This is a genomic window from Rhizobacter sp. Root1221, from assembly GCF_001425785.1.
GTDB lineage: Bacteria > Pseudomonadota > Gammaproteobacteria > Burkholderiales > Burkholderiaceae_C > Rhizobacter.
In genome coordinates, this window is record NZ_LMDI01000005.1 from 162,277 (window position 1) to 175,121 (window position 12,845).

The window sequence follows — 12,845 nt, forward strand, 5'->3', positions numbered from 1 at the left end:
TCAAGTGTCGGGGCTTGCAGGTGTCGCGATTTGAATCAGCCTCGCCGCGCGTGTTTCAGCACGGCCTGCACCAGCTCCTCGGTGTCGATGGGTTTCGTGACCCGCTCCACCATGCCCGCATCGAGGCACTGGTCGCGCACTTCCTGCATGGCATGGGCCGTCTGGCCGATGATGGGCAGCGCAGGGTCGAGCGTGCGGATGCGCCGAGCGGTCTCGTAACCGTCGATGCCCGGCATCATCACGTCGAGCAGCACCACGTTGTACAGCGGCCCGCCCTGCCCGTTCTGCCCGGCCACGCGGTCAATGGCCTGGGGCCCGTCGGCCACCACGTCCGCCTTGGCGCCCTCGATGGACAACAGCCCTTCGATCACGATCTGGTTGATGGGGTTGTCCTCCGCCACCAGCACGCGCAGGCCACCCAGCCGGGTGCGCGGCGACCCGACCCTGGCCGCGCGGCGCGCGCCAGTGAGTGCGCGGTCATCGGCCGGCCCGGCGCCGTGTTCGGGCACCTGCTGCAGCGGCAGGCGCACGGTGAATGCGGTGCCATCGCCGGGCCGGCTCGACACCGTGATGGACCCGTGCATCAGTTCCACCAGGCGTTTCGTGATGGCCAACCCGAGCCCGGTGCCACCGAAGCGCCGGGTGGTGGAGCTGTCGGCCTGCTCGAACGGCTGGAACAGCCGGCCGATCTGTTCGCCCGTCATGCCCATGCCGCTGTCGGTCACCATCAGCAGCAGGTGGCCGTCGACGGTGTCGACGGCCAGGCCCACGTGGCCGCTGTCGGTGAACTTCACGGCATTCGACAGCAGGTTGAGCAGGATCTGGCCAAGCCGCAGCGTGTCGATCATCACCACCTCGGGCACCCGTTCGTCCACGGTCAGGCGCAGGTCGAGGTTCTTGGCGCTGGCCGTGTCCTGCAGCAGCTCGATGGTGTGGCGCACGGCGGGCCTGAGCCGGGTGGGCGTGGGGTCGAGCGCGAGCTTCCCGGCCTCGATCTTCGACATGTCGAGCACGTCGTTGAGGATGCCCTGCAGCAGCTTGCCCGCTTCGAGGATGCGTTCGAACTTGCCGCGCACCTCCGGGGGCGTGGCCGTGTCCGCGTGGCCGATCTGCGCGAAGCCGAGCACGCCGTTGAGTGGCGTGCGGATCTCGTGGCTCATGTTCGCGAGGAACAGCGACTTGGACTCGTTCGCGGCCTCGGCCTGCCGCTTCGCCGCCTCCAGGGCCAGCACCGCGTGATCGCGCTGCCGGCCGGCCCGGTGTTGCTGCTGCAGCAGCAATGCGGCCCCGGCTGCAAGCGCCACCCAGAATGTCACCGTGACGGCCACCTCGCGGTACCAGGGGGCCAGGAAGTCGTCGCTCGACAGGCCGGCCAGGACGTAGACCGGGTAGCTGCCGACCTGCCGGTACATCAGCGTGCGGTAGCGCTTGTCGATGGAGCTGTAGGCATGGAACAGCGCGCTGGTCTTGCCGGCGGCCAGCGCGTTCAGCGTCTCGGGGGCGGACAGGCGGGGCGGGTTCTCGTCCTGCAGCAGCGGGTGGTCGGGCACACGCAGCAGCACCTGGCGTTGCGCGTTGAACAGCGTCAGCACGCCATGCCGGCCCACCCTCAGCGAGTTCAGCAGGCCGTTGAGCTGGGCCACCTCCATCGTCGCGTACACGACGCCGGCCGAGTTGCCCTTGGCATCGCGCAACTGCCGTGCGACGGGCAGCACCCACCGGTTGCTGGTGCGCGACTTGAGCGGCAGCCCCACGATCAGCCCTTCCATGGCGGTGGCTTCGATGAAAAACTGGCGCTGGGCGACGCTGAGCGGTTGCCGGGGGTCGATCCGCGTGCCGTAGATCACGAGGCCGCGGCGGTCGGTGGCGCGCAGGTCGGGTGCGTCGGGCAGGCGTGCCTGCAGGCTGTGCAGCGTTGCGTTGAACGGGTTGCCGGGAAACTCGGAGGCCTCGCTCAGGCGGCGGTATTCCTCGCGGGCCGTCACCAGCACCAGGTCGGTGGATTGCAGCCGTGCCTGGAGATACCGTTCGAGGTTGAGGGTGAGGTTCTGGAGGTTATCGGCCGCGCCGGCGCGGTACCGCGCCTGGCTCGAGAACACCGAGTAGGCCAGGAACGCGGCCACGGCCGCCAGCACGAGCGCCGTGCCGATGGCCAGCCCCCGGAACGACCGGCGCCAGTCAACGAGTTCTTCGTCCACGGTTCCCCCCATGGCGGGGCGGTGCCCCTGGACCTTTATACGTGGCGCAAGGTCGGTTGCACAGGTGTTTTCGTCGCTGGCCGGCAGGCATTGGGATCAGAATGAGCAAACACAGACGTTCCGAGTCAACGCGACGAAAAACGCGCAGGGGGAGGGTCACCATGAAGGTCAGGTCGACAGGTTGGCTGGCGGGTATCGCGCTCGCGGTGGCCACCTTGGGGTGGGGCGCGCCGGCCGCGGGGCAGGCGCCGGCGGCGGCCGAATGGCATTACCGCATTGCGCGCGGTGACACGCTGATCGGGCTCGGTCACACCTACCTCGTGGACCCGCGCCAGTGGGTTGGCCTCCAGCGGCTCAACCGCATCACCAACCCGTACCGCCTCGTGCCCGGGTCCGTGCTCCGCATCCCGATGGCGTGGGTGAGCCAGCGGGCCACGCTGGCCGAGGCCGCGTTCGTCAAGGGCACCGCCACCGTGCAGCACGGCCCGGCCGGCGCGGCCGAGCCGTTGGTGGCCGGTGTCACGCTGCGGGCGGGCGATGTGTTGCGCACGGGCAGCGACGGTTCGGCCACCGTGCGCTTTGCCGACGGCACGCGCCTCATCGTCGTGCCCGACTCGGCCATCGCGCTCACCCACCTGCTCGCGATGGGCAAGCCGGGCATCCCGGACATCTCGATGCGGCTGCTGGAAGGCACGTCGGAATTGCGGGTGCCGCCCACCAGCGCGCCGACGCGGCGTGTCGAGGTGCGCACACCCGCGGTCAACCTCGGGGTGCGCGGCACCGAGTTCCGCGCCGGGTTCGATCCCGCCGAGCAACGCAGCCGGCTCGAGGTGCTCGACGGCCGCGTGGCCGCGGAAGGCGCTGGCCGCACGGTGCCGGTGGATGCCGGGCTCGGCGTGGTGGTGGCCGCGGGGCAATCCGTGGGCGCGCCGCAGGCGCTGCCGGAGGTGCCCGACCTGGCCTCGGCGCCGGCCCGTGTCGAGCGGGTGCCGCTGCGGGTCGCGTGGCCCGCGGTGCCGGGTGCGGCCGCTTACCGCGCGCAGGTCTTCGCGCAAGGCGCCCCCGACAGCCTGCTGCTGGGCGGGGTCTTCGTGGCACCCGAGGCCCGCTGGGCCGATTTGCCGGATGGGGCGTACGTGATGCACGTGCGGGTGCGCGCCGCGGGAGGCCTCGAGGGGCGTGACGCATTGCACCCCTTCGTGCTGAAGGCCCGGCCGGAGCCGCCGTTCACCTTGCGGCCCGTACCGGCGGCCCGGTCGTACGGGGACGCGGCCGCGCTGGAATGGGCCCGGGTGGGTGTGGCCGAGCGCTACCGCGTGCAGGTGTCGGCCCGCCCCGACTTCGCCCACCCGCTGCTCGACCGCGACGACGTCGACACTGCGCGCCTCGCCGTGCCGTTGCCGCCCGGCACTTACCACTGGCGCGTGGCCAGCGTGGCCGCTGGCGGCGACCGCGGCCCGTTCGGCGATGCCTTGTCGTTCGAACAGCGGCCGGTGCCGGCCAGCCCCGCCCTGGAGGCGCCGCAGGCTGGCCCCGGCGGGCTGGTGTTTCGCTGGAAGGCGCCCGACCCCGGGCAGACCGTGCACTACCAGGTGGCCACCGATGCCGCGTTCACGCAGCTCGTGGCCGACGAGCGCGCCAGCACGAACGAAGGCCGCATCCCCGCGCCCGCGCCGGGCACCTATCACCTGCGTGCGCGCACCATCGACACCGGCGGTTTCGAAGGCCCCTTTGGTGCCGCGCAGCAGGTCGATGTGCCGCGGTCTCCGTGGTGGATGCTGGTGCCGGCGTTGACGGCGCTGTTCCTGCTGTGAACACGCTGGCCCCTCGGTTCACCCGGTTTGCCCGTGGCGTGGGCGACCGCATCGGCCTGCCGCTGGTGGCGCTGGCCGCTGCGGGCCTGCTGTCGCTGGCGCCGATGTTCGACCGCTGGTCCGATGCGGTCAACGACGTGGTCCGGCGCCTGTCGGCACAACCGGCGTCGTTCACGGACACACTGGTCATCGACATCGACGACCCGTCATTGCACAGCCTGCAGGATCGCCTCGGCACCTGGCCCTACCGCCGCGACATCCATGCCCTCGTGCTCGGGTTCCTCCGCGATGCAGGCGCGCGCACCGTCGTGTTCGACATCGTGTTCGGTGAAGCCCGTGACGGTGATGCCCTGTTCGAAAAAACCCTCGTGGTCCGGCCCGACACCGTGCTCGGGATGTCGGGTGTTCGCCAGCCGCTCGACCAGGCGATCCTCCCGCCGGGTGCGGTGCAGCGCCTCGCGCTCGGTCCGGCGGAGCCCGCGGGCGCCACCGCGTGGGCGGCGATGACGTGGCCCACGCCGGTGCTGCTGTCCGGGTTGACGCAGCGGGGTGGGGTGGGCGTGGTCTCCACCCCCCTCGATGCGGACCGCCACCTGCGCCGCATCCCGCTGCTGCACGACAGCCAGGGCCAACGCCTGCCGGCGTTGCCGCTGGCGGCCTTGCTGCTCGAAGCGCGGGCCGAGGTGCCACCCGCGGTGGCAGACGGCTGGATGTCCTTCGGCACGCACCGCTGGCCCGTCGATGCCGACGGCCGCGCCACCGTGCTGCTGCCGTCCAATGCCCGGCAGGTGCCCACCCTCGCGTTCGCCCCGGTGGTGCAGGCCGCCCTCGGCGAGACACCCGGCGACGACATCCGGGCGGTCGTGGCCGGCCGCACCGTGTTCATCGGCAGCACCGCCTTCCTCGGGGACGACGTGCCCACGCCGTACGGCCACCTCTCGGGCACCGCGCTGCTTGCCAACGCCTACGCAGGCCTGGCCCGTGACGACGTGGCTCGCGAGGCCGCCTGGCCGTTGCAGGCGGCACTGCTGGTGGTGGCGGTGCTGCCGGGCCTGGTGGGTCTTCGGCGCAGTCGGGCGCTGCGTGTGGGAGACGTGGCCGCTGGTTGCATGGCCTTCGTGATGATGGGTGCCGTCTCCGGCGTGGCCCTGCGTGTGTTCAAGGTGCAGGTGTCACCGCTGCCGGCGCTGGTCACGCTGGGCGCGCTGATCGGGTGTTATGCGTTCGCACGCTGGCACGCGCTCGCGCGCGCCAACCGCCAACTCGACGAAGCGCGGCGCGTGGCCCAGGCCGCGAGCGCGGCCAAGAGCGAGTTCCTCGCGAACGTGAGCCACGAACTGCGCACGCCGCTCAACGCGGTGCTGGGCATGGCGGAGGTGCTGCTGCGCACGCCGCTCACCGGCGAGCAGCGGCGCTACGTCACCATCTTCCAGCAGTCCGGCGAGTCGCTCACCGCGTTGATCGACGACCTGCTCGACCTGTCCAAGATCGAGGCCGACCGCCTGCAGGTCGATGCCCACCCGCTGTCGCTGAACCGGGTGGCCGACGACGCCATCGCGTTGCTCGCGCCACGCGCGGCCGCCAAGGGCATCGGCCTGGCGGCCACCCTCCATGCGGACGTGCCCGACACGGTGCTCGGCGACGCACGCCGGCTCACGCAGGTGCTGGTGAACCTGCTGGGCAACGCGGTCAAGTTCACGCACGAGGGCGGCGTCACGCTCGACATGGCCCGCGGGGCCGGCGGCGCGATACGGTTCGAAGTGCGCGACACGGGCATCGGCATCGCTCCCGCGCAGGTGGACGCCATCTTCGACCCCTTCGTGCAGGCCGAGCCCGGGGTGTCGCGCCGCTACGGCGGCACCGGGCTCGGGCTGTCCATCACGAAGCGGCTGATCGCGCTGATGAACGGACGCATCGAGGTGGACAGCGAACCGGGCGTGGGCTCGGTGTTCCGTTTCGAGATCATGCTGCCGGTCGCAGCCACTCCCGTGCCGGCCGTGCCGGTGGCCCCCGTGGCGCCGCCGGACGGTGGCGTGGCCATCCTGCTGGCCGAGGACAACGACGTGAACATCACGGTGGTCGAGGCGATGCTGCAGCACACGCCCCACACGATCCATGTCGCCGGCAACGGCGAGGTGGCGCTCGGCATGTTCCGCCAGCGGGCCTATGGCCTCGTGCTGATGGACATCCAGATGCCCGGCATGGACGGGCTTACCGCCACGCGCGAGATCCGCCGGTTCGAGGCCGAAGCGGGTGTGCCGCGCACGGCCGTGGTGGCACTCACCGCCAACGCCTTCGTCGAGGACGAGGAGGACAGCCGCGCGGCCGGCTGCGACAGCCACCTTGTCAAGCCGCTCGCGCGGCAGCGCCTGCTCGAGACGATCGGTGCGTACGGCCGGCCCGGGCCGCCGCGGGAGCGGGGCCGGGCCGGCGAGTGAGGGCGGCACGTCGCTGCGCGACAATGAGGCCCATGCCCGACATCACCTTCCTTCTCCCCGACGGCACGGAACAGGGTTTCGAAGCGCCGGAGGGTGTCAGCCTGATGCAGGCCGCCACCGGCTACGGTGTGCCCGGCATCGTGGCCGACTGCGGTGGCGCCGCCACCTGCGCCACCTGCCACGTGTACGTCGACCCCGCCTGGATCGGCCGGCTGCCCCCACCCGAAGCCGACGAACTCGAGCGGCTCGAGTTCACCGCCTCCGAACGGCGCCCCACGAGCCGGCTGTCGTGCCGAGTGCCGCTCACGGCGGACCTGCAAGGGCTGGTGGTGCAGGTGCCGGACGAGCAGTGGTGAAGCGCTAGCAGCGCCGCCCGGCACGCGCCCGCCACCCGGGATTGATCTCGACAACCGCAGGCACCCACCGGCCTCGCGGGCATGGGTTCGGCGAATCGCCCCGGTCCCGTATCATCGTGATGCACCCTGTGGCTGTTCGACACCGGTTCAACACGGCAGCCGCGTTTCGCGGCGGAAGGATCAGCGATGCCCAAGTGGTGGGACCGGCTCCTCGGGAGACCGTCGATCGAACGCCTCGCCCAACAAGTGGGCGCGCGGCTGGAAGCGCGTGGCTCCGCGCCGGTGACGTTCGACCCGGCGCAGCGCGAACTGCGCACGCAGGAAGACCCGCCGAAGATCTACTACCTCGGCAACGTGTTCAGCGACTACGCCCGTGTGCCGCGTGCGCAGCGGGCCGGTGTGGTAGTGCGGTTCGTCGAGGCCATGGCGGCCATCGAGGAGGCGCTGCCCACCGACTACGCGGCGGCCCGGCCGCACCTGATGCCCATCGTGCGCGGCGCCGGCGAAGACGACCTGGCCCGGCTGCAGGCACGCCGGTCGGGCGCGTCCGAGGACGAGGTGGCCACGTTCCATCCGGCGTCGCGGCCGCTGTCGGGCGAGTTGACGGTGGGTCTTGCGTACGACACGCCCCACGCCATCCAGCGCCTCAGCACCGACCACCTGGTCGCCTGGGGTGTGGGGTTCGAGGCCGCGATGGCCGACGCCATCGACAACCTGCGCCTGCGTCCCGAAAAGCCGGGCTGGGTGGCGATGGCCCATGGCGTGTGGTCGGGCGAGTGGGGGGATGACTACGAGTCGTCGCGGCTGCTGCTGCCCGACCTGATCCACCGGCTCGGGGTGCAGGACCCCGTGGTCATGACCCCGTTGCGCCGCATGTTGCTCCTGACCAGCGCGCGCAACGACGCGGGGCTGGCCGAGATGGCCCGCCTGTGCCGCCAGGCCCTGGAGGAGCAGCCCCGCTGGCTCGGGGTGACCCCCATGCGGCTCGAGGACGGCGTGTGGGTGCCGTTCGAGCCACCCGCCGACAGCGCGCCGGCCTTCGCGAACCTGGCTGCCATCGAACGGGCCGACCGCTACGCGAGCCAGAAGGCTGCACTCGACGACCTGCACCAGCGCGACGGCGTCGATGTGTTCGTGGGCTCGGTGATGATGTTCCGGTCCGCCGACGACACCCTGCACAGCGTGGCCACCTGGAGCCGCGGCGTGGCCACGTGGCTGCCGTGCGCCGACCTGGTGGCCTTCGTGGGTGGGCCCGGCGAACTGCTGGTGCCGTGGGAGGCGGTGCGCGACGTCGCGGGCGACCTGATGGTGCCGCTCGACATGCAACCGCAGCGGTTCAGCGTGCGGGCGTTCCCGGAAGGGGCGTTGTGGTCGGCGCTGACGGCACGAGCGAAGAATTGAGCCCCCCAGTCGCTTCGCTCCTGCCCCCAAGGGGCGACCCCGGGTCGGCCGGCGGAGCCGGTCCTCGCGGGTGGCTTGATCTGTTGCTTCGCTTCGCTTGCTCGCCGCGCCTCTTCTCTTAGAGGAATTCTTCCGGCGCTACTGTCCACAACACGTTCGACAGGAACCGCCGCCACGCCGTGGTGTCGGGTTCGGTGCCGGTGCGCACGGTCTGCCCGGCCTCCACGCGTTCCCACTCGAGGTGGTCGTCCGCCCACACGACGCGGTTGCAGCGCGCCGCGATCACGTCGTCGATCTGCCCGGTCAACGACCGCGCGAGCGCCTCGCTCTGGATCACGATCGCCATCTCGGTGTTGAGCCACACCGACCGCGGGTCGGCGTTCGACGAGCCGATGACCACGGTGTGGCCATCGACCACCATCGTCTTCGCGTGCAGGCTGGTGCGCGACTTGAACGGCCCCGACCCGTCGGCCGGCGGCGCATCGGGCTCGCGTTCCAACGGGCGCAATTCGTAGAGCTGCACGCCGCCACGGGCCATCTCGGTGCGGTAGTGGGCGTAACCGCCGTGTGCGGCCACCACGTCGGTGGCCGCGAGCGAGTTGGTCAACACCTTCACGCGCACCCCGCGCTGGGCCATCGCCGAGAGTTGCCCGGCACCGAGCGTGCGTGGCACGAAGTAGGCCGACACCAGCACCACCTCGTGCCTGGCGCCCAGCAGCAGCGCGCGGATCTTCGGGGCGATGCGCACGCCGTCGCGCGCGGCCGCGGCTTCGCCGCTGATCTTCTCGGGGCGGTCCCACCAGGCCTCGGCCTCGCCCCATTCGAGCGGCAGGTCACCGGCCAGCAGGCTGGCCGCGAGTGACGTGGCGCCGGGCAGCGGCACCACGTTGTCGCCCACCGGCGGCAGTGCTTGGGGGGCCTGGCGCACGAACGCCTCGATGGGCACGGCCCAAGGGCTGTTCCAGTAGGCGTCGAACCCTTCGGACGTCTGGCGCACCACCGGACCCACGGCCAGCACGTCGAGGTCGACGAACGAGGTGGCCGAGCGTGAGCCGAAGTATTCGTCGCCGAGGTTGCGGCCGCCCACGATCGCTGCGGCGTTGTCCGCGATCATGGCCTTGTTGTGCATGCGCCGGTTCAGCCGGTCGGTGTTCAGCAGGAACTCGGTGGTGCGCAGCACCCCCATCGAGCCGCGCACGCCGAACGGGTTGAACACCCGCACGTCGATGTTCGGCCGCTGGGAAAACGCGGCGATCAGCGTGTCGTTGTCGCCGGTGTGGATGTCGTCGACGAGGATGCGCACGCGCACGCCGCGCTCGGCCGCCTGGGCCACGAGCCGCATCAGCGTGCGGCTCGACTCGTCGTCGTGGACGACGTAGTACTGCAGGTCGAGGGTCTGGCGTGCGGCCAGCGCCAGCGCATGGCGGGCCGTGAGGGCGGGGTTGCCGCGCGTGAGCAGCTGGAACCCGCTTTGCCCGGGGTGGGCCGTGGCCAGCGAGGCGGCGCGGTCACCCAGCGGTGTGGCCACCCCCTCGGGCAGTGCGGTGGTGACCGGCCGGGGCACGTCGTCCGGCAACACGGCACACGCCGAACAGAGCGCCAGCAGCACCACGGCCAGCAGGTGCCGGAGCGTGGTCGTCGCGTGGACCGGTTGCAGGTTCATGGAAGCTCCGCTGCCGAGAGCCCCCATGGTAGCCCGGCGCGGCGGTTCAGGTGGCTGCGCCGCGGGCCACCCACTCGCTGAACCGTTGCGAGTCGATGTTGGAGCCACACACCACCAGCGCCACCCGCTTGCCGTCGAGCCGGGAGCGCAGCGGCCCCAGCAGCGCGGCGGTGGCGGCCGCCGCCGCGGGTTCGGCCACGAGTTTCATGTCCTGGTACAGGTGGGCCATCGCGCGGCACAGCTCCTCGTCCCACACGCGCACGATGTCGTCGACGAAGCGGCGGCACACGCCGTAGCTGTACGGCAGCGCATACGGCGCCCCCAGGCTGTCGGCGATGGTGTCCACCTTGTCGAGCTTCGCAGGCTCGCCGGCGCGGAAGCTGCGGTACATCGCATCGGCCCCGTACGGTTCGATGCCGAACACGAGGCAGTCGGGGTTGATCTGCTTGACCGCGGCGGCAATGCCCGCGCACAGCCCGCCGCCGCCCACCGGCACCACGACGGCATCGAGGTTCGGCACCTGGCGCATCAGCTCGAGCCCCACGGTGCCGGTGCCTTCCGCGGTGAGCGGGCCGTCGAACGGGTGGATCATCGTGCGGCGTTCTTCCTCGACGAGCCGCAGTGCCAGGGCGAAGGCCTCGTGCACGCTGTCCACCAGCAGCACCTGGGCGCCTTCAGCCTCGCACGCCGCGATGCGCATGGGGCTGGCGCTGCGGGGCATGCACACCTTCGCATGCGTGCCGGCCACCTTGGCGGCGTAGGCCACCGCGATGGCGTGGTTGCCGGCGCTGGCCGCCACCACACCGCGGGCCATCGCGCCGGCGTCCATCGCGCCGATGCTGTTGAGCGCGCCGCGCAGCTTGAACGTGCCGGTGCGCTGGAAGAGTTCGAGCTTCAGCCACACCTCGGTGGAGGGGGCGAGGGCGCGTTCGACGATGCCGGTCTGCCAGCGCCAGACGGGCGTCTCGAGCACCTTGCCGTGCAGGCGGTCGGCGGTGCGGCGCAGTTGGTCGAGGGAGGGGTAGGGCGACGAAAAGGTGGGGGTGTCCATGACGAGTTCGATTCGAATGAGGCGTGGCGGGAGCGCTCAGGGCGCACGACTGGCGGGACCGTCGAGCACCGGCAGACGCCGCAGCTCAACGATCCTGGCGAATTCGAATCGAGGCCGGAATGGTGCCGAGGCACACGCGCACGATCCCGGCGGCGCGGGAGGCGCGCGGCGTGAGGGGGAGCGTGGAGGCGGGGCGGGTCATGTGGGAGACATCATAGCGCCCACCGCCGCTCCGCCGGCCGCCGCCTGCAGTTCCTCGACGGCACCCAGCTTGTCGATCACCAGGTCGAGGAACGCCGACACCGCCAGCGGCAGGTGGCGCCGACTCGGGTACACCAGGTTCACGCCATGGCCTTCGCGGTGGTACCCAGGCAGCACCGGCACCAGCAGCCCGGCCCGCAGGTCGCACCGTGTCATGCTGGACGGCAGCAGCGTGATGCCGAGGCCGGCCAGCGTGGCCTTGCGCAACGCCTGCACAGTGTTGCCACTGAAGCGGCCTGCCACCTGCACTTCGGTCGCGCGCCCGTCGGGGCCCGACAACCGCCAGGTGGCCCGGCCGCTGGGATGGCCGAAGCCCAGGCAGTCGTGGTCCGACAGTTCCTGCAGCGTGCCCGGTGCACCCCGCGCGGCGATGTAGGCCGGGCTGGCCACCAGGGCGTCGAGGCCCGCATCCAGAACCTTGCGTGCAAAGAATCCGGAGTCCTCCAGGAGCCCTCCCCGGACCGCCACGTCGATGCGCTCCGAGATGAGGTCGGCCCTTTCATCACTGAGCACGAAGTCCACGCGGACCAGGGGATGCGCGGCCAGGAATTCCGTCAGCCACTCCATCAGGAAGAAGTCGAAGAAATTGGCTGGCGCGGCGACGCGCACCAGGCCGCTGGGCTCCTGGTTGCCCGCCGTCAGTTCCTCGCCCGCTTCGACCAGCCCGTCCACCGCGCTGGCGCAGCGGTCGTGAAAGGTCTGCCCCGCACTTGTGAGTGCCAGGTTGCGGGTGGAGCGTTGCATCAGCCGGGTACCGAGCTGCGCTTCGAGTTGCTGGACGCGGCGGCTGAGCGTGTTGGGCGGAACGCCCAGGCGCCGCGAAGCCTCGGCAAAGCTGCCATAGCGCACCACCTGCACGAACGTGGCCACGTCGTTGAGGTCCAGCATGGCGACATTCCTTCTGAAAATGGACGAGTTCAATCAAATTGTGCCACCTAGTCGCGCAATCGAGAGCTTTCTAAGCTAGCGGCTTCAGTTCACCACCCCCATTCATCTCCGGAGAAAACAATGAACATCGGCATCATCGGTTCTGGCAGCCTCGGCGCCAATGTGGCTCGGGCCCTTGCCAAGAAGGGCCTGGCGGCCACGATTTCGAACCGGCGCGGGCCCGAGTCGCTGGCGTCACTGGTGGGGGAGCTGGGGCCGTCCATCAAGGCCGGCACCGTGGCGCAGGCCGCTGCTGCGGACATCGTCCTCGTGGCCGTGCGCTGGGTCGACCTGGGCCAGGTGCTGGGTGGCCTGCCCGCCTGGAACGGCCGCATCGTCATCGACGGCACGAACCCGGTCGAGTTCTTCGATCCCGATTCGCCCGACGCCAAAGACCCGGGCAACCCGCTCGCCGCCTACGGCATCAAGGCCGTCGATCTGGGCGGCAAGTATTCGAGCGAGGTCTTCCGCGAGTTCGTTCCCGGCGCCCGTGTCGTCAAGGCGTTCAACCACCTCGACGCGAACGCGCTGGCGCAGCCAGAAGTCTCGGGTGGCCAGCGCGTCCAGTTCTATTCCGGCGACGATGCCGCCGCGAAGGCCGACGTGCAAAAGATCCTGGACGCGATGGGCTACTTCCCGGTCGATCTCGGGTCGCTCGCTGTAGGCGGACGCCTGGCGCAGCTCCCGTTCGGGCCTTTGGCTGCAACGAACTTCGTCAAGGTCTAGAAGGCCGCCC

Annotated in this window: 9 protein-coding genes; 5 read left to right on the forward strand and 4 right to left on the reverse strand. The window is 70.9% G+C overall.

The window, feature by feature from the left end; genetic code table 11:
• Positions 1-35: 35 nt before the first annotated feature.
• Entirely contained in the window at positions 36-2,198 is a 2,163-nt protein-coding gene (locus tag ASC87_RS05385) for a hybrid sensor histidine kinase/response regulator (RefSeq protein WP_162255133.1), read from the reverse strand.
• Positions 2,199-2,359: 161 nt separating this feature from the next.
• Between ASC87_RS05385 and ASC87_RS05390 the strand changes: the two genes are divergently transcribed.
• From ASC87_RS05390 to ASC87_RS05405, 4 genes are all read left to right on the forward strand, one after another.
• Entirely contained in the window at positions 2,360-4,012 is a 1,653-nt protein-coding gene (locus tag ASC87_RS05390; RefSeq protein ID WP_056657852.1) for a FecR domain-containing protein, read from the forward strand.
• The gene (locus ASC87_RS05395) at positions 4,009-6,450 is read left to right on the forward strand and encodes a CHASE2 domain-containing protein (RefSeq protein ID WP_056657855.1); all 2,442 of its coding nucleotides are present in this window, start codon (positions 4,009-4,011) and stop codon (positions 6,448-6,450) included. The genes ASC87_RS05390 and ASC87_RS05395 overlap by 4 nt, the downstream gene beginning before the upstream one ends.
• A gap of 32 nt (positions 6,451-6,482) precedes the next feature.
• On the forward strand, positions 6,483-6,806 hold the full coding sequence (locus ASC87_RS05400) for a 2Fe-2S iron-sulfur cluster-binding protein (protein ID WP_056657858.1): 324 nt from the start codon (positions 6,483-6,485) through the stop codon (positions 6,804-6,806).
• A 186-nt stretch (positions 6,807-6,992) separates the two neighbouring features.
• The gene (locus tag ASC87_RS05405; RefSeq protein ID WP_056657861.1) at positions 6,993-8,207 is read left to right on the forward strand and encodes a hypothetical protein; all 1,215 of its coding nucleotides are present in this window, start codon (positions 6,993-6,995) and stop codon (positions 8,205-8,207) included.
• 118 nt (positions 8,208-8,325) lie between these two features.
• Here ASC87_RS05405 and ASC87_RS05410 read toward each other — a convergent pair whose 3' ends face one another.
• The 3 genes from ASC87_RS05410 to ASC87_RS05420 all read right to left on the reverse strand — a co-directional run bounded on the left by ASC87_RS05410 (position 8,326) and on the right by ASC87_RS05420 (position 12,070).
• Positions 8,326-9,870, reverse strand: a complete 1,545-nt coding sequence (locus ASC87_RS05410; RefSeq protein ID WP_056657864.1) for a phospholipase D family protein — start codon at positions 9,868-9,870, stop codon at positions 8,326-8,328.
• Between the two features lie 46 nt (positions 9,871-9,916).
• A complete protein-coding gene (locus tag ASC87_RS05415; protein WP_056657867.1) occupies positions 9,917-10,921 on the reverse strand; it encodes a threonine/serine dehydratase in 1,005 nt (334 codons plus the stop codon).
• 198 nt (positions 10,922-11,119) lie between these two features.
• Positions 11,120-12,070: a LysR family transcriptional regulator gene (locus ASC87_RS05420; RefSeq protein ID WP_056657870.1), complete on the reverse strand. Its 951-nt coding sequence runs from the start codon at positions 12,068-12,070 to the stop codon at positions 11,120-11,122.
• Positions 12,071-12,190: 120 nt separating this feature from the next.
• On the opposite strand from ASC87_RS05420, the gene ASC87_RS05425 reads away from it, so the two are divergent.
• Complete coding sequence (locus tag ASC87_RS05425) at positions 12,191-12,835, forward strand: NADPH-dependent F420 reductase (protein ID WP_056657873.1); 645 nt, start codon at positions 12,191-12,193, stop codon at positions 12,833-12,835.
• The last annotated feature ends 10 nt before the right edge of the window (positions 12,836-12,845 follow it).